At 64.0% G+C, this 23133-nt stretch carries 18 protein-coding genes; 13 read left to right on the top strand and 5 right to left on the bottom strand.

All coding sequences use genetic code 11. The features are described 5' to 3' along the window. Window positions 1-2: 2 nt before the first annotated feature. The 4 genes from U5A08_RS29085 to tssA form a co-directional block, all read right to left on the bottom strand. Window positions 3-491, bottom strand: coding sequence for an Hcp family type VI secretion system effector (locus U5A08_RS29085; RefSeq protein ID WP_247406914.1), 489 nt, complete (start codon window positions 489-491; stop codon window positions 3-5). 149 nt (window positions 492-640) lie between these two features. Continuing rightward, a complete protein-coding gene (gene tssC, locus U5A08_RS29080) occupies window positions 641-2137 on the bottom strand; it encodes a type VI secretion system contractile sheath large subunit (RefSeq protein ID WP_046488991.1) in 1497 nt (498 codons plus the stop codon). Between the two features lie 2 nt (window positions 2138-2139). After that, a complete protein-coding gene (tssB, locus tag U5A08_RS29075; RefSeq protein WP_247406909.1) occupies window positions 2140-2646 on the bottom strand; it encodes a type VI secretion system contractile sheath small subunit in 507 nt (168 codons plus the stop codon). A gap of 54 nt (window positions 2647-2700) precedes the next feature. Continuing rightward, window positions 2701-3723, bottom strand: coding sequence for a type VI secretion system protein TssA (gene tssA, locus U5A08_RS29070; protein WP_321849557.1), 1023 nt, complete (start codon window positions 3721-3723; stop codon window positions 2701-2703). Window positions 3724-4116: 393 nt separating this feature from the next. On the opposite strand from tssA, the gene tagH reads away from it, so the two are divergent. From tagH to U5A08_RS29005, 13 genes are all read left to right on the top strand, one after another. Further along, window positions 4117-5457, top strand: a complete 1341-nt coding sequence (tagH, locus tag U5A08_RS29065) for a type VI secretion system-associated FHA domain protein TagH (protein WP_321849555.1) — start codon at window positions 4117-4119, stop codon at window positions 5455-5457. Window positions 5458-5513: 56 nt separating this feature from the next. After that, window positions 5514-6023, top strand: a complete 510-nt coding sequence (gene tssJ / locus U5A08_RS29060; RefSeq protein WP_321849553.1) for a type VI secretion system lipoprotein TssJ — start codon at window positions 5514-5516, stop codon at window positions 6021-6023. A gap of 18 nt (window positions 6024-6041) precedes the next feature. Beyond that, entirely contained in the window at window positions 6042-7376 is a 1335-nt protein-coding gene (gene tssK, locus U5A08_RS29055) for a type VI secretion system baseplate subunit TssK (RefSeq protein ID WP_321849551.1), read from the top strand. Window positions 7377-7382: 6 nt separating this feature from the next. Further along, complete coding sequence (locus tag U5A08_RS29050; RefSeq protein WP_321849550.1) at window positions 7383-8672, top strand: DotU family type VI secretion system protein; 1290 nt, start codon at window positions 7383-7385, stop codon at window positions 8670-8672. Continuing rightward, complete coding sequence (tssM, locus tag U5A08_RS29045) at window positions 8669-12169, top strand: type VI secretion system membrane subunit TssM (RefSeq protein ID WP_321849548.1); 3501 nt, start codon at window positions 8669-8671, stop codon at window positions 12167-12169. The genes U5A08_RS29050 and tssM overlap by 4 nt, the downstream gene beginning before the upstream one ends. Continuing rightward, window positions 12166-12819, top strand: coding sequence for a type VI secretion system-associated protein TagF (tagF, locus tag U5A08_RS29040; protein WP_321849547.1), 654 nt, complete (start codon window positions 12166-12168; stop codon window positions 12817-12819). Before tssM ends, tagF begins: the two co-directional genes overlap by 4 nt. Continuing rightward, window positions 12820-13539 (top strand): PP2C family protein-serine/threonine phosphatase, encoded by a 720-nt coding sequence (locus U5A08_RS29035; protein WP_253400135.1) that lies wholly within the window; start codon window positions 12820-12822, stop codon window positions 13537-13539. After that, window positions 13536-16505, top strand: coding sequence for a serine/threonine-protein kinase (locus U5A08_RS29030; protein ID WP_321849545.1), 2970 nt, complete (start codon window positions 13536-13538; stop codon window positions 16503-16505). The genes U5A08_RS29035 and U5A08_RS29030 overlap by 4 nt, the downstream gene beginning before the upstream one ends. Then, window positions 16505-17209 (top strand): ABC transporter ATP-binding protein, encoded by a 705-nt coding sequence (locus U5A08_RS29025; RefSeq protein WP_321849543.1) that lies wholly within the window; start codon window positions 16505-16507, stop codon window positions 17207-17209. Before U5A08_RS29030 ends, U5A08_RS29025 begins: the two co-directional genes overlap by 1 nt. After that, window positions 17209-18393, top strand: a complete 1185-nt coding sequence (locus tag U5A08_RS29020) for an FtsX-like permease family protein (protein WP_253400132.1) — start codon at window positions 17209-17211, stop codon at window positions 18391-18393. The genes U5A08_RS29025 and U5A08_RS29020 overlap by 1 nt, the downstream gene beginning before the upstream one ends. Beyond that, complete coding sequence (locus U5A08_RS29015; RefSeq protein ID WP_321849541.1) at window positions 18386-20098, top strand: formylglycine-generating enzyme family protein; 1713 nt, start codon at window positions 18386-18388, stop codon at window positions 20096-20098. Before U5A08_RS29020 ends, U5A08_RS29015 begins: the two co-directional genes overlap by 8 nt. Window positions 20099-20182: 84 nt before the next feature. Next, window positions 20183-21112, top strand: coding sequence for a type VI secretion system-associated lipoprotein TagQ (gene tagQ / locus U5A08_RS29010; RefSeq protein ID WP_276195459.1), 930 nt, complete (start codon window positions 20183-20185; stop codon window positions 21110-21112). A gap of 124 nt (window positions 21113-21236) precedes the next feature. After that, window positions 21237-21611, top strand: coding sequence for a helicase (locus U5A08_RS29005; protein ID WP_094774023.1), 375 nt, complete (start codon window positions 21237-21239; stop codon window positions 21609-21611). Between the two features lie 108 nt (window positions 21612-21719). On the opposite strand, the gene U5A08_RS29000 is transcribed toward U5A08_RS29005, so the two are convergent. Then, window positions 21720-23120 carry an aminoacyl-tRNA deacylase and HDOD domain-containing protein gene (locus U5A08_RS29000; RefSeq protein WP_321849538.1) on the bottom strand — a complete coding sequence of 467 codons (1401 nt, stop codon included), beginning with the start codon at window positions 23118-23120 and terminating at the stop codon, window positions 21720-21722. Window positions 23121-23133 lie beyond the last annotated feature (13 nt).

Below are 23133 nucleotides of genomic sequence, written 5' to 3'. Positions count from 1 at the left end.
TATCAACGCTTGGTGTTGGAACGGATGTTCCAGCCAAACTTGATCGCGCCGCCGTCTTTGGTGCCGTCGGCTTTCTGCGGCTGGTAGTCGACCATCACCTGGGCGAAGTTCAGGGTGACGTTTTCGGTCAGGCGATCATCGGAGCCCGAACCGCCGGTGCTCAGGGACGTGACCAGGACTTCTTCCAGATTGATCACCATGTATTCGACCTGGCTTTCACCGCCGGCCTTGCGCACGGTCAGCTTGACCTTGTCGATGTGCTTGCCGCTGGCGCAGTGCATCATCAGGTTCGGCGAGGATTTGTCGACGTACTTGGTCAGCGACAGGTCCTGGATGTTCACCTTGCCCGCGCCGCCGCCACCGCCTACGTGCATGTTGCCGGACTGGGACATGCCCCAGCTCCAGTTCAGCACGTCGATTTCGTCCTTGTGGGCTTTGTCCATGGACTCGCCCTTGATGTCGCCAATCTTGATGAAAATATCAACAGCCATGTTTTCTCCCTGTGTGGACTCAGCCACTTGATTTGGTTTGTGTGGGAGGGGGCTTGCCCCCGATGCAGGCGACACGGTCTTTCAGTCAGGCCGCGTCGATGCCATCGGGGGCAAGCCCCCTCCCACAGAAGAGCGAGTTCAACCGCTGGTTATGCGCTTTTTGCCGAAGGCAGTTTCGATACCAGGCGCAGCGACACGGTCAGCCCTTCGAGCTGGTAGTGCGGGCGCAGGTAGAACTTGGAGTTGTAGTAACCCGGGTTGCCTTCGACGTCTTCCACGATCACTTCGGCTGCAGCCAATGGGTGCTGGGCCTTGGTGGTTTCGGTGGAGTGCGCCGGGTCGCCGTCGACGTAGTTGAGGATCCAGTCCTGCAACCAGCGTTGCATTTCGTCCTTCTCTTTGAAGGAACCGATCTTGTCGCGCACGATGCACTTCAAGTAGTGCGCGAAACGGCAGGTGGCGAACAGGTACGGCAGGCGCGCCGCCAGGTTGGCGTTGGCGGTGGCGTCCGGGTCGTCGTACTCGGCTGGTTTCTGCAGCGACTGCGCGCCAATGAACGCGGCGAAATCGGTGTTTTTCTTGTGCAGCAACGGCATGAAACCGTTCTTCGCCAGCTCCGCTTCACGGCGGTCGCTGATGGCGATTTCGGTCGGGCACTTCATGTCCACACCACCGTCATCGGTAGGGAACGTGTGGGCCGGCAGGTTTTCCACTTCACCGCCGGATTCCACGCCACGGATGCGCGAGCACCAGCCGTAGTGTTTGAACGAACGGTTGATGTTCACCGCCATCGCGTAGGCGGCGTTGGCCCAGGTGTACTTGGAGCTGTCGGCGCCGTCGGTGTTTTCTTCGAAGGCGAAGGCTTCCACCGGGTCGGTCTTGGCGCCATACGGCAGGCGCGCGAGGAAGCGCGGCATGGTCAGGCCGATGTAGCGCGAGTCTTCCGATTCACGCAGCGAGCGCCAGCCGGCGTATTCCGGGGTGGTGAAGATCTTGGTCAGGTCGCGCGGGTTCGACAGTTCCTGCCACGAGCCCATGCCCATCACGGTCGGCGAAGCGGCAGCGATGAAGGGGGCGTGCATCGCGGCGCAGACTTTGGACAACTCGCCCAGCAACTCGACATCCGGTGGCGACTGGTCGAAGTAGTAGTCGCCGACCAGGCAACCGTAAGGTTCGCCGCCGAACTGGCCGTATTCTTCTTCGTACATTTTCTTGAAGATCGGGCTCTGGTCCCAGGCGGTGCCCTTGAATTTCTTCAGGGTCTTGTGCAGGTCCGGCTTGGAGATGTTGAGCACGCGAATCTTCAGTTGCTCATCGCTCTCGGTGTTGTTGACCAGGTAGTGCAGGCCACGCCAGGCGCTTTCCAACTGCTGGAAGTCCGGGTGGTGGATGACCTGGTTGACCTGCGCGGTGAGCTTGGCGTCGATGGCGGCGATGATCGATTCGATCGACTTGATCGCGTCGTTGGACACCAGGTCCGTCTGCGCCAACGCCTGTTCGGCCAGGGTGCGCACGGCGGTTTCCACGGCTTCGCGGGCACGCTCGGTCTTCGGTTTGAATTCTTGCAGCAACAGCGAGGCGAACTCGCTGGTTTCTTCGGTAGCGCCCAGGTTTTGAGCGCTTTCGCGAACGGTATTCTCGGTCATGATTACTGGTCCCCTGCCGGCTTCGGCGCGCTCGCAAGGGCCTGCAGCAATGCTGGGTCCTTGATCGCTTTCATGATGATTTCTTCAGCGCCGGTCTTGCCGTCCATGTAGGTCAGCAGGTTGGCCAACTGGGTGCGGGCTTCGAGCAGCTTGCTCAGCGCGTCGACCTTGCGGGCCACGGCGGCCGGGCTGAAGTCGTCCATGCTTTCGAAGGTGATGTCCAGGCTCAGGTTGCCTTCGCCTGTCAGCTCGTTGGGTACGTGGAACGCTACGCGCGGCTGCATGGCCTTGAGGCGCGAGTCGAAATTGTCGACGTCCACTTCAAGGAATTTGCGGTCGGCCACGGGCGCGAGCGGCTCGGCGGGTTTACCGGCGAGGTCGGCCATCACACCCATCACGAAGGGCAGCTGGACCTTTTTCTCGGCGCCGTAGAGCTCGACGTCGTACTCGATCTGCACTCGAGGCGCGCGGTTGCGCGCGATGAATTTCTGAGAACTTTGCTTCGCCACGTTGCTGCTCCTGGTCGCTTGAGCGACGGTATTGTTACTGCGCAGTCGGTCGGCTTACTCGCCGTCCGGGCCACGCAGGTTTTCAAATTGGGACATGCCGTCGGGAATCAGATTGCGCACGATGGCCGCGAAGTCGGCATGCACCAGGTGCTTTGCGCGGTTCAACAGCACCGGCAACGGGCTCGAAGGCTCGTAGCGGCTGTAGTACGCAAGGATCTTGTCGAGGCTGCGCAGCACGTCATCGCGGTTGGCGATATCGCCGCTGGGGCGCGGTGCGACGGGGGCGGCGGCGAAGTCGGCCGAGGGGGCATTGTCGTCACTGACGGCCTCGGGTTCGCGGCTGTCGGTCTCGCTGCTTGGGACAAACTGGCTGAGGATCTGCAGCGCCTGCTTGAGCGGTTGCTTCAACAGGCTGAGGTCGACGCCCTGGGCTGAGCCGACCTGGTCGCTGACCTGTTGTTCGATGGCTTCGCAGGCGGCACGCGCGGTGCTCAAGGCGTCGCGGGTGGCTTGCAGTTGCTCGGGGTCGCTGTCGAGAAACGCGGCGTTGAGCTGCTGGGCGCCGAGTTGTTCGTCGGGGAAACTCATCAGGCCGCTGGCGTTCAGCGCAGCGCGCAGGCTCACGGGGCCGAAGGTGCGCGAGCGTGTGAGGATGCTTTCGCGCAGCAGGCGAATCGTCGCGTCGCTGGTCAAGCCGGACAGGGCGTTGATGCGCACGGTGGGATCGTTATCGTCGTCGGCATCCAGGTGCGGATGCAGGTCGGCCCAGTATTCGCGCAGCAGTGCGTTGATCAGCGTGAGCGCGTCGGCCAGCCCGGCCACACCCTGGAGGGCGAGGGCGCTTTGCAGCAGGAAATGGGTGATGCGCAGGTCTTTGCTGCGCTGCAATAAGTCGAGACTTTGTTGCTGGATGCTGCGCCAGTCCGGTGGTTCGGCAGGCAGGACGGAGTCGCCCATGCTGCGCTCGGGCTGACCCTTGGCATCACGCTCCAATTGTAGAAATTGCGCGTCATATTCCATGTCTTCACCACATGGCGAAGTCGCGGAAACGGCAGCGAGCAGCAACGGCACATCCACTGAAATCGATCTCCCTATCGGCCCGTTAGATGGCGGGCAATTCATGCATTAGTTGCGTGATGAACTTTGCATGTTTTCTTGGTCATATAAGTGCGACGCCACTAATGTGCCATCACTGGTATTCAAGAAGTTGTGCATTTTTGGTGTAGTAGTTATGGCTTGTCAAGGTAAGCTATTCGCCCTCTGTGACAGATGTGCAGTGCTTGGCAAGCTGCGCGACTAATTGGTCAGGTTGCGGACTAAAGCAGGATTTTTCTCACAGACACCGGTTAAGATCAGCGATCATGCTGGTAAAAGCAGGTTATGACGGTCGTTCGCAGCACCTGACGGGACCCCTCGGGAAAGGTTGCCGCCGGGAATCGACTGCGCGCGAAGTATCAGCAAGGAGGCAAGATGTCGCTGTGTTTGACTATCACTAGTTATCACAAGATTACCCCTGGGCAGTGTGCCGAAAAATCCTTGAACCAGGGTTCGATGGCGATCGGCCGCAGCTCGGATAATGACTGGGTATTGCCTGATCCTGAGCGTCTGGTTTCCTCGCAACATTGTGTAATTCAATACAAAGATGGTCGTTATTATTTAACCGATAACAGCACAAATGGCGTGGAGTTGGTTAACGCCGGCATCCGTCTGCGTCGGGGCAATAGCGAGCCGTTGCAGGATGGCGAGCTGATCCGCATCGGTGATTACGAAATTCAGGCGCGCATCGATTTCAATGTGCAAGCCGTGGATAGCCAGGCGTTTGCCGGGGATTCCCCGAACAGTTTTGAAGCGCTGATGGGCGCCGTCGTGAGTAAACCGGCAGCCGCGCCGGTGATCGCACCGCAGTTCCAGGGCGCGTCGTCGATGGACACTCTGCCGGATCTGTTCGATTTTCTCAGCCCGACCGCCGTGCCGCCGCCGACCGTGGCCGATCACGTGCCTTGCGAGCAACACGACTTCCGCCCGCCGGCCCCGGTGGCTGTGCCGGTTGTCCCAGCACCTGCCGTGTCGGGCTCGGTCATTCCCGAAGATTGGGACCTGTTTGGCGACACGCCAGCTCCCGTGGTCAGCGCACCGCCACCGCCACCGCCACCGCCATCTCCCGCGCCCGTTGTCCCGCCGCCACCCGTGGTTGAGCCCTTGCTCCCCGTGGCCGACAGCCAACAACCCGATCTTTTGCAAGCCTTCCTGCGCGGTGCCGGCCTGGACCAACTGCGCCTGGACAAGGCCCAGGCCGAAGCCCAGATGGAAAGCATCGGCCGCAGCTACCGGCTGATGGTCGACGGCCTGATTGACGTGTTGCGCGCCCGGGCGAGCCTCAAGGGCGAGTTCCGCATGCAGCAAACGATGATCCAGCCAGCGGAAAACAATCCGTTGAAATTCGCCCCGAATGCCGACGAAGCGTTACTGCTGCTGCTTCGTCATGGAAACCAGGCGTTTATGGCGCCGGACATCGCGGTGCGCGACAGTTTCGACGACTTGCGCGCTCACCAATTGGCAGTAATGGCCGGTGTGGAAGCGGCGATCAAACATCTGCTCAGCCGCTTCGAGCCGGCACAGTTGGAAGAGCGCATGGGCAAGCCCGGCGGGCTGTCGAGCCTGTTCAGCGGCTCGCGCCAGGCCCAGTACTGGCAGCAGTTCACCGAGCTCTACAGCAATATTTCCCGCGAGGCCCAGGAAGATTTCCAGGACCTGTTCGGCCGCGAATTCAGCCGAGCCTACGAAGAGCACAGCGCACGCCAGCGTCGCTGAAGCGTGTCGCAACCATGGATAAAACGGAAAGCTAAGTACGTCATTGAGGACGAAGGATGATTCCCAGGTTTTTACTCGCAGTAGCCACCCTGCTGATGCTGACAGCGTGCGCCAAGGATGCTGTCAAACCCGAAGCAGCAGCCTCGGTCGAAGCGAACACCGCTGCCGTCGAGTTGCACTTTCATGCGATTGCCGGGCTCAACCCCGGCGCCAACGGCCAGGCCGCCCCGGTGCGGGTGCGGATCTTCGAACTGAAAAACGCCGCCACCTTCAGCCGTTCGGATTACTTCGCCCTGGCTGACCGCGCGCAATCCACCCTTGGCCTCGACCTGCTGGACCAAGACGAAGTGATGGTGCAGCCCGGCCAGCAACTGAGCATCCAGCGCGACCTCGACCCGTCCACCCGCCAGATCGGCCTGTTGGTGGGCTATCGCGAGCTGGACCGCGCGCAATGGCGCACGGTGCTCAACGTGCCGCCGCGCCAATACACCGAATACCAGATCAGCCTCGATGTGCGCGCCGTGCGTGCGGACGTCGTGGTTTCCCCATCCAGCCCAGCCCAATAACAAGCAAACGGAGCCCTCATGTCCTGGAACAATCGCGTGGTCTGGTCGGAAGGCATGTTCATCGGAACGCAGCACTTCCAGCAGCATGACCGTTACCTGGAAAACCTGATCGACGCCCGCAGTCGCCCTTTGTCCGCCGGGGCCTGGGGGTTTTCCGAGTTGCTGATCGATCAGGGCCTGCTGGCCCAGGGCAAGCTGGCGATTGTGTCGGCACGCGGCCTGCTGCCCGATGGCACGCCGTTCAATATTCCCCAGGATGACCTGGCGCCCAGCCCGCTGAATATCGACGACAGCCTGCGCGACGGCCTCGTCTACCTGGCCTTGCCGCTCAAACGCGCAGGGGCCCGCGACACCGTCGACGAGGGCGAAGAGCTTGGCGCTGCCCGCTACGTGAGCCAGGTGCGCGAAGTGCGCGACGACAACGCACCGTTCGAGAACCGCGCCCCGGTGGCCGTCGGTTCCCGCGCACTGCGCCTGCTGACCGCGCAGGACGGCATCAGCGATTACGCCGCGATTGGCCTGGTGCGCATCAAGGAAAAACGCGCCGACCGGGCGCTGGTCCTCGACGACACCTACATCCCGCCGGTACTCGACGTGGCCGTGAGCAAACCGCTGACGGCGTTTCGCAGCGAACTGCTCGGCCTGCTGCACCAGCGCGGCGAAGCCCTGGCCGGGCGCGTGGTCGCTTCGGGCGCGGGCGGCGCGTCGGAGATTGCCGACTTCATGCTGTTGCAACTGGTCAACCGTGCCCAGCCGCTGATCCAGCACCTCAGCCACCTGAGCCCGCTGCACCCGGAGCGTTTGTTCAGTGAACTGGTCAGCCTGGCGGGTGAGTTCGCCACCTTCTCCACCGCCGGCCGGCGCCCCCAGGAATACCCGCAGTACCAGCACGACGACCTGGTCCTGAGCTTTGCCCCGGTGATGCAGGCTCTGCGTGAAGCGCTGTCGATGTTGATCGACAGCAAGGCCACGCCGATCCCGATTGTCGAGAAAGCCTACGGCATCCACGTGGCCATGCTCGCCGACAAAACCCTGATCGACAGCGCCAGCTTCATCCTCGTGGTGCGCGCCGATGTGCCCGGTGAAACCCTGCGCGCGCGCTTTGGCCAGCAGAGCAAAGTCGGCTCGGTGGAGCACATTCGCGACCTGGTCAACCTGCAACTGCCTGGCATCGGCCTGCTGCCGTTGCCGGTGGCGCCGCGCCAACTGCCGTACCACGCAGGCTCGACCTATTACGAGCTGGACCGGGGCAGCGAGCACTGGCAGCAGTTGAGCAATTCCGGTGGTTTCGCCTTCCATATCGCCGGGCAGTTCCCGGGCTTGAACCTGGCCTTCTGGGCGATCCGAGGATAATCCGCGATGCACCCCAATGATGATGACCGCACCCAGTTCATGCCGCGCCCGGGTGGCCGGGAGCCTGCTCCTGCGTGTGCCGAACCGGCACCGCTGTCGATGCCGGCCGCGCCGATCCTGACCGGCAAAAGCCAAGGCCTGAATCCGCTGGAAAGCGCCGCCGGCCCGCTGCTGGCGTTGCTGACACGCCTGCGCAACACCATCGCCCATCCGGCGCCGGCCAGTTTGCGTGCGCAGTTGCTGGCCTACCTGCGCCAGTTCGAAGAGCGCGCCGAAGCTGCTGGCGTGGCACGCAACGAAGTGCTGCTGGCGCGTTACGCCCTGTGTACCGCCCTGGATGAGGCCGTGTTGAGCACGCCGTGGGGCAGCACCAGCGATTGGGGCAAGCAGAGCCTGCTGATCACCGTCCACAACGAAGCCTGGGGCGGTGAAAAGGTCTTCCAGCTACTCGACCATTGCCTGCAAAGCCCACGCGAGCGCTTGTACCTGTTGGAACTGTTGTACCTGTGCATGTGTCTGGGTTTCGAAGGTCGCTACCGCGTGATGAACGATGGGCGCAGCCAACTGGAAGCCCTGCGTGAACGCACCGCGGCGGCAATTCGCAGCGCGCGTGGCGAGCATGAGCGCGAACTGTCGCCGCACTGGCGCGGCGTGAGCGTGGTACGCGATCGCCTGGCGCAGTTCGTGCCGCCGTGGATCGCTGTGGCCATCGGCCTGGCGCTGCTGCTGGCGTTGCTGTTCGGCCTGCGCCTGAAGCTGGCCGCGGACGCCGAGCCGGTGTTCAAGAATATCCATGCCCTGGGCGAGATCCCGGTGCAGGCCATCGACCGCCCCGTGGCGCAGCCGAAAGTGATCGAGCGCCCGCGCCTCGCCGGTTTTCTGGTGGAAGACATCAAGGCCGGTCGCGTCGCGGTGGAAGACAAGGTCGACCGTTCCGTCGTGACGATCCGCGGTGATGAGCTTTTTGCCTCGGCCAGCTCCAGCATCGTCGATGACTACCAGCCGTTGATGCTGCGCATCGCCGACGCGATCCGCAAGGTCAAGGGCCAGGTGCGCGTCACCGGGCACAGCGACAACCGCCCGATTGCCACGCTGCGCTTCCCGTCCAACTGGGCCTTGTCCGAAGCGCGGGCCAAGTCGGTGCTGGAGATCCTTGCGGCCAAGACCGGCCAGGGCGAGCGCTTCAGTGCCGAGGGCCGAAGCGACACTGAGCCGGTGGCCACCAACGCCACCGCAGAAGGCCGTGCCCGCAATCGCCGGGTTGAAATCACCGTACTCGCGGAGGGCGTCGAGTGAAGGCGTTTTTCAGTTTCATGATTCGCTGGGTGATCCCGTTGCTGGGCCTGATCGCCCTGAGCCTGATCATCTGGTTTGTCGGGCCGTTGCTCGACGTACTGATGCCCGAAGGGCGGCGCTGGGCGCTGATCATCCTGGTGTTTGCGGTGTGGCTCGCCTACCGCGTGTTCCGCATCCTCCAGGCCCGCCACCAGGCCGCCGAAGTGATGCGCAGCCTGGCCGCGCAAACGCCGGCCGACCCCAACAGCGTCGCCACCGCCGAAGAACTCACCAGCCTGCGCCAGCGCATGGACGAAGCCCTGGCCCTGCTGAAAAAAGCCAAGCTCGGCGGTGACGAGCGGCGCAACCTCTACGAACTGCCGTGGTACGTGATCATCGGCCCGCCGGGTTCGGGCAAGACCACCGCGCTGGTCAATTCCGGGCTGCATTTCCCGCTGGCGGCCCAATTGGGTGCCGGTGCGGTGCGCGGCGTCGGCGGCACGCGCAACTGCGACTGGTGGTTTACCGACCAGGCCGTATTGCTCGACACCGCCGGCCGCTACACCACCCAGGACAGCAACTCCACGGTGGACAAAGCCGCCTGGCTGGGCTTCCTCGACCTGTTGAAAAAGCAGCGTTCGCGCCGCCCGATCGATGGCGCCTTTATCGCCATCAGCCTGTCGGACCTGCTGCTGGGCAGCGATGCCGAACGCGCTGCCCATGCGGCGGCGATTCGCCTGCGTATCCAGGAGCTGTACACCCAACTGGGCGTGCGCTTCCCGATCTACCTGATGCTGACCAAGCTCGACCTGGTGCCGGGCTTCATGGAGTTTTTCGACAACCTGAGCAAAGAGGAGCGCGCCCAGGTGTGGGGCATGACCTTTGCCCTGGACGACGGCAAGCAGGGCGACAGCCCGCTGGCCCACCTGCAAAGCGAATTCGCCGGCCTCGAACAGCGCCTCAACGAACGCCTGGTCGAACGCCTGCAACAGGAGCGCGACCCGGCGCGGCGCGACCTGATCTACGGCTTCCCGCAGCAGTTCGGCGCATTGAAAGATTGCCTGCAAGGTTTCCTCGAAGGCGTGTTCAAACCCAACGCCTTTGAAGAGCGCGTATTGCTGCGCGGCGTGTACTTCACCAGCGGCACCCAGGAAGGTAGCCCGATCGATCGCTTGATCGGCGCGATGGCCCAGAGCATGAACCTGGACCGTCAGCACCTGGCGCGCCAGAGCGGCAGCGGGCGCAGTTACTTCATCGAAAAACTGTTCAGCGCGGTAGCCTTTGCCGAGCGCGGGCTGGTGGGCGTCAACCCGCAGGTCGAACGGCGGCGCAAATGGATCGCGCGCGGTGTGCTCGCGGCCACCGTGGCGCTGGTGATCGGGGTCAGCAGCCTGTGGTGGGTCAGTTATCGCGCCAACCAGGCGTATATCGCCCAGGTCGACCAGAAGGTCGCGCCCCTGGGCCAGGCCGTACAGAACCTCAGCCCGGCACAGCGCGAAGTGCTCGCCGTGCTGCCGTTGCTCAACGCGGTGAAACACCTTGCCGGTGATTCGCCAAGTTGGTCCGAGGGCCTGGGCCTGTATCAAGGCGATATGCTCGAAGCCGAATCCGCCAGCGTCTATCGCAAGCTGTTGATTGCCGTCTTCGCGCCACGCCTGGTGACGCGCATCGAGGAGCAACTGCACGGCGGCGGCAATTCCGACTTCCTCTACGAAGGCCTCAAGGCCTACCTGATGCTCGCCGACACCGAGCATTACGACCCGGACTTCATCAAAGCCTGGATCGCCCTCGACTGGGACCGCAACCTGCCGCGCGATTTGCCGGCCGATCAGCGCCAGGCGCTGGCCGAACACATGCAGGCGTTGTTCGAACGCCACCCGCCGAGCGCACGCCTCGACCCGCGCTTGATCGACGACCTGCGTCGGCAGTTGCAACAACTGCCGGTGGCCCAGCGCGTGTATGACCGGGTCAAACGCCAGAAACTGCCCGATGGCATTCCAGACTTCCGCCTCAACGAAGCCGCCGGCCGCGACGCCGCATTGGTGTTCAGCCGCAAAAGCGGCAAGCCGTTGGGCGAGCCGCTGAGTGGTTTCTTCACCGCCAAAGGCTATCGCCAGGCATTCCTGCTGAGCAGCCTGAACCAGACCGGCACCCTGGCCGAAGAGCAATGGGTGCTCGGCCAGGAACAGGCCGACCAGCAGAACGTGGTCAGCCTGGCTGCCGACGTGCGCCGCCTGTACTTCCAGGACTATCAGCGTCAGTGGGATGCGTTGCTCGCCGACATCGACTTTGTGCCGATCACCAGCGTGGCCCAGGCGGCGGACGTACTGCGAGTGATTTCCGGGCCGACTTCGCCGCTGAAAAAGCTGCTGGTGGCGGTGGCCAGGGAAACCGACTTGCAGGCGCAAGAGCGCCAGTTGGCGGCCAAAGGCGTGCCGGTTGAAGGCGGTGTGGACAAGCTCAAGGAGCGCCTGGGCAACCTGCTCGGCCAGGAGCAGCCCAGCGCGAATGCGCCGGCCACGGCGGACGACCCGGTGACCGCGCACTTTGCCGAGCTCAACAGCATCGTCAGCAAGAACGAAGGCGAGCCGGCGGCCATCGACGGCCTGCTGGCCGACATGAACGCGCTGTATGTGCAAGTCAGCGCCATGGTCGGCGCCAGCGGCGATGCCTTGCTCGGCGAGGCGAAGAACCAGGCGGCGGCTGCAGCCACGCGGGTCAGCCTGAACGCCGAGCGCCAGCCGCCGCTGGTGCAGGGCATGGTCAAGTCGGTGGTCAACTCGACCACCAACAGCATGATGGGCGGCGTGCGTAACCAACTGAACGCGGCCTGGGTCAGCGAAGTGGTGAATGTGTATCGCCAGTCGCTGGCCGGGCGTTATCCGATGTCGCCGGGCAGCGCGCGTGACGCCACGCTGGATGATTTCGGCCAGTTCTTCGGCGTGGGCGGGGTGATGGATAACTACTTCCGCAAATACCTGCAGCCCTACGTGGATACGTCCGCACAGACCTGGCGCTGGCAGCCGGGCGCGGCGCAGAAACTCGGGATTGCGCCGGGCGTGCTGCAAACCTTCCAGCGTGCCGCGACGATCCGTGACGCGTTCTTTCGCGCAGGCGGTACTCAGCCGATCGTGCGTTTCGAGCTCAAACCGGTGGCGATGGACGCCAGCATCACCCAGTTCCTGCTTGACCTCGACGGCCAGCAATTGAGCTACGACCACGGCCCGAGCCGCCCGGTGGCGATGCAGTGGCCGAACCCCGGCAGCATTGGCGTGGTGCGTATTTCGATCATGCCACCGTCGGCCAGCGGCCGTTCCGGCGTGACCCTGGACGGCCCGTGGGCCTGGTTCCGCCTGCTCGAACAATCGGACCTCACGCCCGGCAATGCGCCGGACCGCTTCAGCCTGCGCCTGCGGGTCGACGGTGCGAGCATCGCCTACGAATTGCGCGCCAACAGCGCCTTCAACCCGTTCAAGAGCCGCGTGCTCAGTGGCTTCAGCCTGCCGGAGCGGTTATGACGACGCTGGGCTTCTACGGCAAGCTGGCCAGCCGCGGGGATTTTGTCAGCCGCGCCTTACCGCAGAGTTTTATCGGCCCGTGGGACAGCTGGCTGGCGGCGGGTTTGCTCGCCAGCCAACACAGCCTGGGTGCCGACTGGCTCAACGTGTACCTGGTCAGCCCGCTGTGGCGCTTTGTGCTCGCGCCCGGCGTGTGCGGGCCGAACGCGGCGGCGGGCGTGGTGATGCCGAGCATCGACCGGGTCGGGCGGTATTTCCCGCTGGCCGTGGTCGCGTTGCTCGATCACGACACCAACCCGGCGTCCCTGGTGGGTGGCCCGGACCGCTGGTTTGAAGAGGCCGAAGAGCTGCTGCTCAGCACCCTGGACGCCGGCGCCACCTTCGAACGCTTCAACGACGGCGTCGACAGCCTGGGCTTGCCGGCGACTGAACTGCGCGCGGTGGACAGCCGTTTCGCCGGGCTACAGCGGGTCGCCGCCACCGTGCCCCATGCACGCATGACCGCGCTCGCCGAACAGGCCTGCGACGGCGCCAGCCTATGGTGGGGTCGTGGTTCGCAGACGATTTCCCCGGGTTTATTGCGGTGTCAGGGCTTGCCTGCCACCCGCGATTTTGCGCAGTTTTTGCTCGGACAAGAAGGTGTGATGTAGATGGGGTCGACGTACAAATCCGCGAGCAAAAGCCATGTGGGCATGGTTCGCCAGGTCAATGAAGACGCGTGCCTGGACCTGCCCGAGAATCGCCTGTGGGTGGTGGCCGACGGCATGGGCGGGCATGCCGCCGGGGATTTCGTCAGCAGCCTGATCGTCGACAGCCTGCGCAGTGTGCCGCTGGGGCGTTCCCTCGAGGAATACTCGGCGGCCTTGCGCAATGACCTGATCCGCGTCAACGCGGCCGTGCGTGAAGAAACCGCCAACCGTGGCGTGACCATGATGGGCAGCACCGTGGTGGTGTTCGCCGCACGCGGCTTGCGCGGCGTGTGCCTGTGGGCCGGCGACAGTCGCCTGTATCGCCTGCGCGACGGCGTGCTCGACCGCATCTCCCGCGACCACAGCTACGTGCAGGACCTGCAAGACAGCGGCCTGCTCAGCGAGGCTGATGCCCGTGTGCATCCGCGCGCCAACATCGTCACCCGTGCCATCGGCGTGGAAGCCCAACTGGAACTGGCGGTGGTCGACCTGCTGATCGCCCCCGGCGACAGCTACCTGCTGTGCAGCGATGGCCTGAACAAGACCGTCGAAGATCATGAGATCCGTGAAGTGCTCAACCATGACGCACCGGATGAAATCGTGCGCAGCCTGGTCCACCTGGGGCTTAACCGAGGCGCACCGGACAACATCACCGCCATCGTCGTGAAGGTATCGGCATGAACATCGTGATCCCGGGCTACGACATCGAAGGCGAGATCGGCGAGGGCGCCATGGCCAGCGTATACCTGGCGACCCAGCGCTCGCTGGAGCGCAAGGTCGCGCTAAAGGTGATGGCTGCAGCGCTGGCGGCGGACCCGAGTTTCTGCGAGCGTTTTTTGCGCGAGGGCAAGACCCTGGCGCGGCTGTCGCACCCGCATACGGTGACCATCCATGACATCGGCAATGTCGGTGAGCTGTATTACATGGCCATGGAATACCTGCCCAACGGCACGCTCAAGGAGCGCATCGCCGCCGGCCTCACGCCGGAGCAAGGCCTCACGCTGATCCGCCAGATCGCGTCGGCCCTGGGTTACGCCCATGCCCGGGGGCTGGTCCACCGTGACGTCAAGCCGGCGAACATTCTGTTCCGCGCCGATGGCACCGCCGTGCTGTCGGACTTCGGCATCGCTAAATCCCTGGACGACCGCACCCAGTTCACCCAGGCCGGTTTCGCCGTGGGCACGCCGAGCTACATGAGCCCGGAACAGGCGCGGGGCCAGGAAATCGATGGCCGTGCGGACCTGTATGCGCTGGGCGTGGTGCTTTACGAGATCCTCGTCGGCAAGTTGCCTTATAACGGCACCGATGCGCTCTCCACGGCCTTGGCCCACCTGACCGAGCCGCTGCCGGAGCTGCCGCTGCATCACGGGCGTTATCAAGAGGTGCTGCGCAAGCTGTTGGCCAAAGACCCGAATGAGCGTTTCCCGGATGCGGCGGCGTTGCTGCTGGCGCTGGATCAACTGCCGACGGAGTCGCCGGACGCCACGCTGGTGCGGCCGTTGCCGATTCCGCTGAGTTTCGATCTGGCCGGCATCACCCCGCAATCCATCGAGATACCGACGGACAAGCCGCAACCGGTGCGTCAGCCGGTGGTGCCGCCAACCCCACACCATACGGTGTCCGAGCAGCGCCGTGGGCCGGTGTTGGCGTTGGCCGCCGTGGCGATCGCCGTCGCGTTGGCGATCGGTGGCGCCAGTTACTGGTGGTTGAGCGGTAGCGATATGCCTGCCAAGCCGCCGGCTGCTGGAGCGCCCAAGGTCGCGCCGCCTGTCGTGGTCGCCGACGTGGACGGTGGTCAACGCCCCTTGCTGATGGCGGGCAAGAAAACCCTGTTCCAGCGCGTGCTCAGCAAGCCCGGCGCGAAACTCTCCAGCGCTGCCGGCAGCGCGCCAGGCAAAGCCCTGCCGGCGTTTTCCGTGCTCTACGTGTATCAGCGCAAGGACGTCGACGGCAGCCCGTGGGTGCGCGTCGGCGCCGCCACCGATGGGCGCAGCGACGGCTGGTTGCCGGCCGCCCAGGTCAGCGACTGGAAGCAAAGCCTGGTGCTCAAGTTCACCGAACGCTCCGGCCGGGCGCCGGTGATGTTCCTGCGTCAATCCGGCGACGTGGAAAAGCTGCTGGCCGATCCCGCCGCCGCCAAAGGCGTGCTGGCCAAGGCGCAGAACAACCGTGACGACAACGGTCAGGTCCTGGCCCTGGAACCGGCCGCCAGCGCCGTGCCGCAGAACCAGTTCTACCTGTTGCCGATCTTCGATTCCAAAGAGAGCTTCGACGAAAACGGCCAGCCGGTGCAGTTGCTCAACGTCGCGTCCATCGACCCCGGCAGCAGCGCGCTCGCCAAGCCCGCGACCCCGGTAATCAACGCCAACGCCGATGCCTTCCGCACCGCCGTGGTCTTGGTGGTCGACACCACCGTGTCGATGCAGCCGTATATCGACCAGATCCGCGATGTGGTCCACGAACTGCAAACCCGCATCGCCGAACGGGGCGAGTTGGACAGCGTCAGTTTCGGCCTGGTGGGTTTTCGCAGCAGCATCAAGAAAACCCCAGGCCTGGAATACGTGGCCAAGACTCTGATCACCCTCGACCAGGGCCGCGACCCGCAGCGCTTCCTCGACCTGGCGCGTGAGGTCAAGGCGTCCAGCGTGTCCAGTCATTCTTTCAACGAGGACGCGTTTGCCGGAGTGATGCAGGCGGTGGAAGGCATGGACTGGTCCGGCTATGGCGGCCGTCTGATCCTGCTGGTCACCGACGCTGGCGCGCTGCGCAAGAACGACCCGTTCGCCGCCACCCAGATGAACGAAGCCGAAGTGCGCCAGGCGGCGCTGGGCAAGCAGATCAAGATCTACGCCCTGCACCTGCGCACCGATGCTGGCAAGAAAACCCATGGCGGCGCCGAAAGCCAGTACCGCATCCTCACCGCCGACGCCAACCCGCAGATCGGCGACCTGTACACGCCGGTGCCGGGTGGCGATGTGCGCAAGTTGGGCGAGCGCGTCGATGAGATCGGCACGGTGTTCGCCAACCTGGTGCATCAGGTGCGCAGTAACACGCCGCAGCCGGTGCCGTTGTTGAGTGCCGCGCCGAGCCTGGCGGATAAATCCGCCGCCATCGGCTACGCCATGCACATGGACTTCCTCGGGCGCAAAACTGCAAGCCAGGCGCCGCAGTTGGTCAGCGCCTGGACCGCCGACCGCGACCTGACCAACCCGGCGCTGCCGGCGTTCCAGGTGTGCGTGATGTTGAGCAAATTGCAGCTCAACGACTTGCAGCAGTCGCTGAAACTGATCGTCGACGCCGCCCGCAAAACCCAGACCTCGCCCAAAGACTTCTTCCAGGAAATCGCCAGCGCCTCGGCCTATATGAGCCGCGATCCGCAGGCCCTGCGCAAGGGCGGCAACCTGGCCGATGGCGGCATTCTCGGCGAATACCTGGAAGGCCTGCCGTACCGCAGCAAGTCGCTGAACATGACCCAGGATCTATGGCTGTCGTTGAGCGTGGCCGAGCAGGAAGACTTTATCGACGAGCTGGATTCGAAGATCCGCCTCTATGAAACCTTCCACAATGACCTGGCCAACTGGGTCCGTTTCGGCGCTGCCGAGCCGGGCGATGCGTTGTACCGCGTGCCCTTGTCGACGCTGCCGTAATGCTGAACCTGAACGCGGTCCACAAGAGCCGGGGCGTCGGTAGCCAGCGCTATAGCCTGGTGATTCCGGCGTTGCACCTGCGCGCGGGTGAGCAAGTGGCGATTGTCGGGCCGAGCGGGTGTGGCAAAAGCACCTTGCTCGACCTGCTGGCCCTGGTGCTCGCGCCGGATCAGATGGACCGGTTTGAATTCAATCAGACCGACATCGGCGGCTTGTGGCGCGCCGATCGACAGACCGCCTTGGCCGACCTGCGCAGCCGGCACCTCGGTTATGTGCTGCAAACCGGCGGTTTGCTGGGTTTTCTCGATGTGCGCAGCAATATCGCCCTGCCCCGGCAATTGCTGGGGTTAAAGGACGATGGCAGCGTGGCGCGCCTGGCCGAGCAATTGGAGATCAGCGATCAGTTGGCCAAGAAGCCGGCGGCGCTGTCGGTCGGCCAACGCCAGCGCGTGAGCTGCGCCCGCGCCCTGGCCCATGCGCCGCAATTGGTCTTGGCCGATGAGCCGACCGCGTCCCTCGACCCGCTTAACGCCGAACGGGTGATGCAGGCGCTGTTGGCCCGCGCTCGTGAACACCGCGCCGCTTGCGTGATCGCCACCCATGACGAACCCCTGGCCCGCGCCAGCGGCTTGCAGGTGCGCCGCATCGCTTGCCGCCGCGACAGCGACGGCGGCGTCACCGCCACCCTCGGGGAGGTGTGCTGATGCGCCTCGGCTTGGTGGCTTCCCTGGCTTGGCAGGATTACCGCAACGATGCGTGGCTGTCGGCCTGCTCGGTGCTGGCGCTGGTCGCCGTTATCGCGCCGTTGCTGGTGCTATTTGGCCTGAAATTCGGACTGGTCAGCAGTTTGACCGAGCGCCTGGAGACCGACCCCGCCACCCGCGAAATTATTCCGTTGGGCGGTGGTCGATTCAGCCGCGCCTTTGTCGAGCAGTTGGGCCAGCGCGGTGATGTGGCGTTCGCCATCCCGCGCACGCGGCAGATCGCGGCGACCGCGCAGGTGGGCACATTGACCCTGGAAATGCTGCCGACCGCGCCGGGCGATCCGCTGCTCAAAGGTTTGCCGATGCCCCAGGGCCTGGAGCAGATCGTGCTGAGCCACACCGCCGCCGAGAAGCTCGCGGCGCGGCCGGGGGATTGGCTGGAAACCAGTTTTGCGCGTCAAGTCGCGGGGCGCGTCGAAGCCCGGCGTACACGCTTGCAGGTGCTCGCGGTACTGCCGCTGGAGGCTTTCGCCCGCGACGGTCTGTTTGCCCAATTGAGCCTGCTGGAAGCGGTGGAAGACTACCGCGATGGCCGCGCCGTCGCGGCGCTGGGCTGGGACGGCGACGCGGTCGGCGTGGGCGAGCAGCGGGTGTATCCGGCGTTTCGCCTGTACGCGCGCAACCTCACCGATGTGGAGCCGCTGCGGGTGTATTTCGCCGGACAGAATCTGTTGGTGTCGACTCAGGCATTGAGCATCGCCCAGGTGCAGTCGTTGAGCCGCAACCTGTCGATCGTGTTCTGGATCATCGCCGGGTTGGCCTTGGCCGGGGCGTTCGCGGCGATCTTCGCCGGGGCGCTGGCCGCCGTGGCGCGCAAGCGCAGGGAGTTGTCGGTGTTGCGCCTGTTGGGCTTTTCCACCGCCGCGCTGTTGCGCTTTGTGGTGCTGCAGGCGCTCTACAGCGCTGGCTTGGCTGCCGTGTTCAGTGCGGGTCTGTATGGCCTGGCCGAGGCGGGGTTGAATCAATTATTCGTGCAGGTGCCGGGTGAACACGCCAGCCACCTGTTGGTGCGTCATTACGGCCTGGCCCTGCTTGCTGTGCTCGGCGTCAGCGCCGTGGCGGCGGCCTGTGGCGGTTGGCGCGTGGCGCGTATCCAGGCTTCTGAAGGAATCCGAGATGTATAAGTTACTGGGCGCCGCCCTGGCGCTGAGCCTGGCCTCACTGGCCTGGGCCGATGAAGCCAGCGATAAGCTCGACAACCCCAAGCCGTTGCCGGGCGACGTCAGCCTGCCGCTGCCGTGCGAAGGCAACCTGCTGTTCCGCTACGTCTATGTGCTGGCCCAAGGCACATTGGACGACCGCGAGATCAGCCTCGGCTACCCGTTTGCCGAAGGCGAGGCGGGCTATCAGCAGTCGTTTATTTCCGGCTATCGCCGCGACTTCATCAACGGCCAGTTCAGCCTCAAGGACCTGCCCAAAGACTGGAATAAAGTCATCGCGCCCTTGATGCCGAAGACCGACGCCAAGACCCCGCTCAAGCCGATGCTGTACTTCATCGGCAAGTACGAAGTGACCGCGCGTCAATACGCCCAGGTGATGTCCCAGGCGCAATCGCTGGCCAGTGGCGAACCGGCGCCCGCGTGCGATGCGCCCAGCGGCATGGCCGGGCGTTTGCCCAAGGTCAAGCTGTCGCGCTTTGAAGCCGAGCGCTTCTCTGCGGTGTACAGCGCCTGGCTGATGAAATACCACCGCGAGTTGCTGCCGGTCAGCGGGCGCGGCGCTTCTGCCGACGACGGCGGCCTTGGTTTTGTGCGCCTGCCCACCGAAGTGGAGTGGGAATTCGCCGCGCGCGGGGGGCAGGCCGTGAGTCGCCAGGACTTGGAAGGGCGCCTGTTCCCCCGGCGTATCGAGGGCAGTGAAAGCGACGGCACGCTGGCCGATTGGGCGGTGTTCAACCAGGTCGCCGGCGGCACCGGCCAGGCCGCACGATTGATGCCCATCGGCACCAAATTGCCCAACCCGATCGGTATGTTCGATGTGATCGGCAACGCGGCGGAAATGGTCCAGGAATCCTTCCAACTGGTGCATGCCGGGCGTCGCCAGGGCGCCTACGGGGGCTTTGTGGTCAAGGGCGGCAATTACCTGGAAGGCGAGGGCACGCTGTTCACTGGCATGCGCCGTGAGTACCCGTTGTTCGCCGCCGACGGCACCGAGCAAAGCAACGAGACCACCGGTTTTCGCGTGGCGATTGGCGCGCTGTCGGCACCGCGTTCGCGCTACAAGGAGCTGTTCGCGCAGTGGCAGAAAGAGGGCCGCCTGGCCTCGCTGACCGATGCCATCGATGACGCCCAGGACCCGACCAAGCGCCTGGACAGCATCATCGCCGCCAGCGTCGACCCGCGGCTGCAAGCCGAGCTGGGGCTGGTCAACGAAGAGCTCAAGCGCAACGTCTCGCTGATCGCCCAGCAACGCGAAGAAGCGGCGGGCAACCTGATTCAGTCGGCGGCGTTGGTGGCGGAGACCATCAACAACTACAACATCCGCCTGATCAACCTGCAAAAGAGTCGCCAGCAGGCCGTGGATGCCAAGGACGAGGCCAGCGCGCAGCTGTTTGCCACGGCCATCGCCAACGGGCGCAGTGCGCTCGACGGTGCGGTGGCGATCTATATCGACAACCTGGCCACCGGCACGCGCTACACCGATGCGGTGATCCAGGCGCAGTTTCAACGGATCAAGGAAGAGTTGGATCGCAAGCCAGTGCTCGGCAAAAGCCTGGTGACGCGCGCGACACTGTTCGTTCGCCATGTCGGCGACTACCGCAAGCAACAGCGGGCCGACCCGGCAACGATCTTGAAGGAATTGCTCGCAGCCAGCGGTCAGCGGTCTTGACCGTTGGCTTGCGGGCGAGCTTGGAAGGGACTCAGGCGGCGGTGGGCCGTGCTGGGCAAGTCAAACTTAAAAGAGAACACATCTATGCTTTTTTCCCGTAAGGCGGTTTCCAAGCGTCACCTGCTGCTGATCGCGGCCGGTTTCAGCACCGTGTTGACTGGTTGTGCCACGTCGCCGGCCTCCAAGGTCGCGTCGAGCACCAAGGTCGAGTACTACCCGAACTGCTATGAGCCGGTACAGCACCTGCGCACGACCGATTCGGACATGACCAAGTCGGTCGTCACCGGCGCGGCCATCGGCGCTGCCGGCGGTGCATTGCTCGGCGCCCTGACCGGCGACTCCGAGAAGCGCGGCCGTAACGCAGCGATTGGTGCTGCGGGCGGCGCCCTGGTCGGCGGCGCGGCGGGTTACTACACCGAGCGTCAGAAGCAGGTCGCCGATGACAACCAGCGCATTGCGTCCTACGCGGCTGATGTGAACAAAAGCGCCTCCGACATCGATCGCAGCACCGCCTACGCCAAGGCCTCCCAGCAGTGCTACCAGAGCGCGTTCACCAAGCTGGTGGCCGACCGTAAAGCCAAGACCGTCAACGACACCGAAGGCCGCAAGCGCCTGGCGGAAATCGTTTCCGGCCTGAAGGAATCCAATGACCTGATCGTCGCGGTCAATGGCAAAGCCAGTGAAGACCTGAACAACTACACCCAGGCTTACGAGAAAGACCTGCAACAGGTTGGCGTGCAGCGCAATGACGTGGTCACCGTGGCGACAGCGGATGCCACTCCGGCGGTCGTACCGGCCAAGAAAGGCAAATCGACCAGCAAAGTCGTGACCAAGCGTCCGCCGCTGCCTGTGGTGCCGAAAGAAGCGGTCGCCACCGAAAAAACCTTCCAGACTGCCCAGACCAAGCAAGCTGAAAGCAAGCAGGTCGCCAGCGCCGGTAAAGCGCAGATCGAAGGCACTTGCCGCGATCCAAACCTGGCCGACTGGGCACCGGTACCTTGCCCGAACGTATAAGCAAGTTGTTGCTATAAGCGTTAAACGCCAACCGATCTCCGGCTAAAGCGCGAGGTCGGTGGCGTTCTTTCGGCAAATTGTTACACTGCTGCGGCCACTCAATAATTACACCGAGGCCGTGTGCATGAAATTTCGTTTTCTCCTCTGGGTACTGGGCCTGATGATGGGCAAAGCCAGTCGCACCAACCCTGCGTTCCAGCAGCAGTTGGGTGACAAAGACCTGGCGTTCCAGTTGCAGACCCTCGACGGCAAGGTTGCCCGTCATTTCATCGTCAAAGACCAGCGCATCACCAGCCGTTCGGGGGTTCACCCCGCGCCGGCCTTCGCCATTGCCTTTAAAGATGCCGCCTACGGCTTCGCCACGATGCAGGCGAAGAACAAGCAACTGGCGTTCATGACGGGGATTCAGGACAAGTCGATTCAGATCAAGGGCAACCCGGCGCTGGTGATCTGGTTCCAGGGGTTGACCAAGTATTTGAAGCCGAAGAAAAAGAAGTAGATCGAGGTGGATTCATCGGGGGCAAGCCCCCTCCCACACTTGAGCGTGTTCGCAGATCAAAATGTGGGAGGGGGCTTGCCCCCGATAGCGATCTAACAAGCTACCGATTCAGCCCTGGCTGAACTGCGAGGCCAATTCGCGCAACAGCACCTCGGCATCCAGCACCTTGGCCACGACTTCTTCAGCCTTGTCACGGCTCAAGCCCAAACGTTCAAGCAACTCGTCGGGGATGGTTTCATCCGGCCCGGACCCGATGCCTCGGCTGCGCAGCAGGCGCACGGCCAGGCACACCAGATTCGGGTACTCGGCGTATTGGCCGTCGTAGAACGGGTCGTGCTGGAAGCGCAGGGCGGTGGACAGTTCGTCCGGCATGTCCCAGTAGCGCATCAACCAGGCGCCGATCTGCTCGCGGCTGATCCCCAACAAGTGTTGCTCCACAAAGCTGTGGCACAGGTGCGGGTTGACCTCCAGGTGTCGGCAGATCAGCGAGAAGTGCGGCGGGAATACGTGGGCCAGCAGCAGATAACCAAAGTTGTGCAGCAGGCCGGCCAGGTAGGTCAGGCCGGCTTCCGGGCGTTGCGCGCGCGGCATCGCGCGGGTCAGGCCTTCGATGACGGCGGCGGTGTAGATCGACTGGTGCCAGTACGGTGTGGCGTGGTGCGGATGGTCCTTGGGCAGACTCAGGGTTTTGCCCAGGGCCAGGCCCAGCGCCAGGTTGATCACCAGGTCGAAGCCCAGCACACGCACGATCGCGTCTTCCACCGAGCGGATTTTGCCCGGCGAGGCGTAATAGGGCGAGGCGGCCCAGCTGACCACTTGGGCGGCCAGCGACGGGTCGGTTTCGACCACGCTGGTGATGTCTTCGATGGTGGCGTTGGGGTCGACGCGCAGTTTGATGATCTTCTGCGCGGTGTCGGCCAGCGGCGGAATCTCGATGGTCGCTTCCAGGCGCTGTTGGATGCGTCGGGCGGTAAACGCCTGCATGGCCTGGGAGATCTCCTCGCGGTCATCATTGGGCCGGTCGAGGTTGGGGCGGATGTTGCTCAGCGGCTCGCCGAATTGCGCGGCGCTGGCCTTGGTCAGCATGGTCTTGAAGTCGACGCTGGCGATCTCCAGCAGCAAACCGGCTTCGCCCGAGTGAACCAGCAGGCTCGGCTCATCCAGCAGGCTGCCTTCATACAGGCAAGGTGAACTGGTCAGCGCCGGCAGGCCGGGCAGCAGGCTCAGGTCGTGCTTGCCCAGCATGCGTTCGATACGCTCCGGTGACACCGACGTCAGGCGGCGGCCGGTGAGTTCGGTGAGGCGGTTGAGGTCGAGCAACTGGCTTTGAGGGAACAGCACCATAAGTGCGCCCACCGCATCCTCCAGCAGCACCGCCTGGACCTTTCGCGCAGGGTTCAGGCCCGGATGTTCGGTGACTTCCGTGTAGCTGATGGAGAGCTTCGCGAGCAGCGCCCGAATAACCGCTGGTGCGGTCAGCGGTGCGGTGGTGTGGGCAGCTTCTGACATGGCCTGATCCAAT

Source organism: Pseudomonas paraveronii, from assembly GCF_963681955.1.
In the GTDB taxonomy this organism is placed as follows: domain Bacteria; phylum Pseudomonadota; class Gammaproteobacteria; order Pseudomonadales; family Pseudomonadaceae; genus Aquipseudomonas; species Aquipseudomonas paraveronii.
This window is presented reverse-complemented; position numbering and strand designations above follow the sequence as displayed.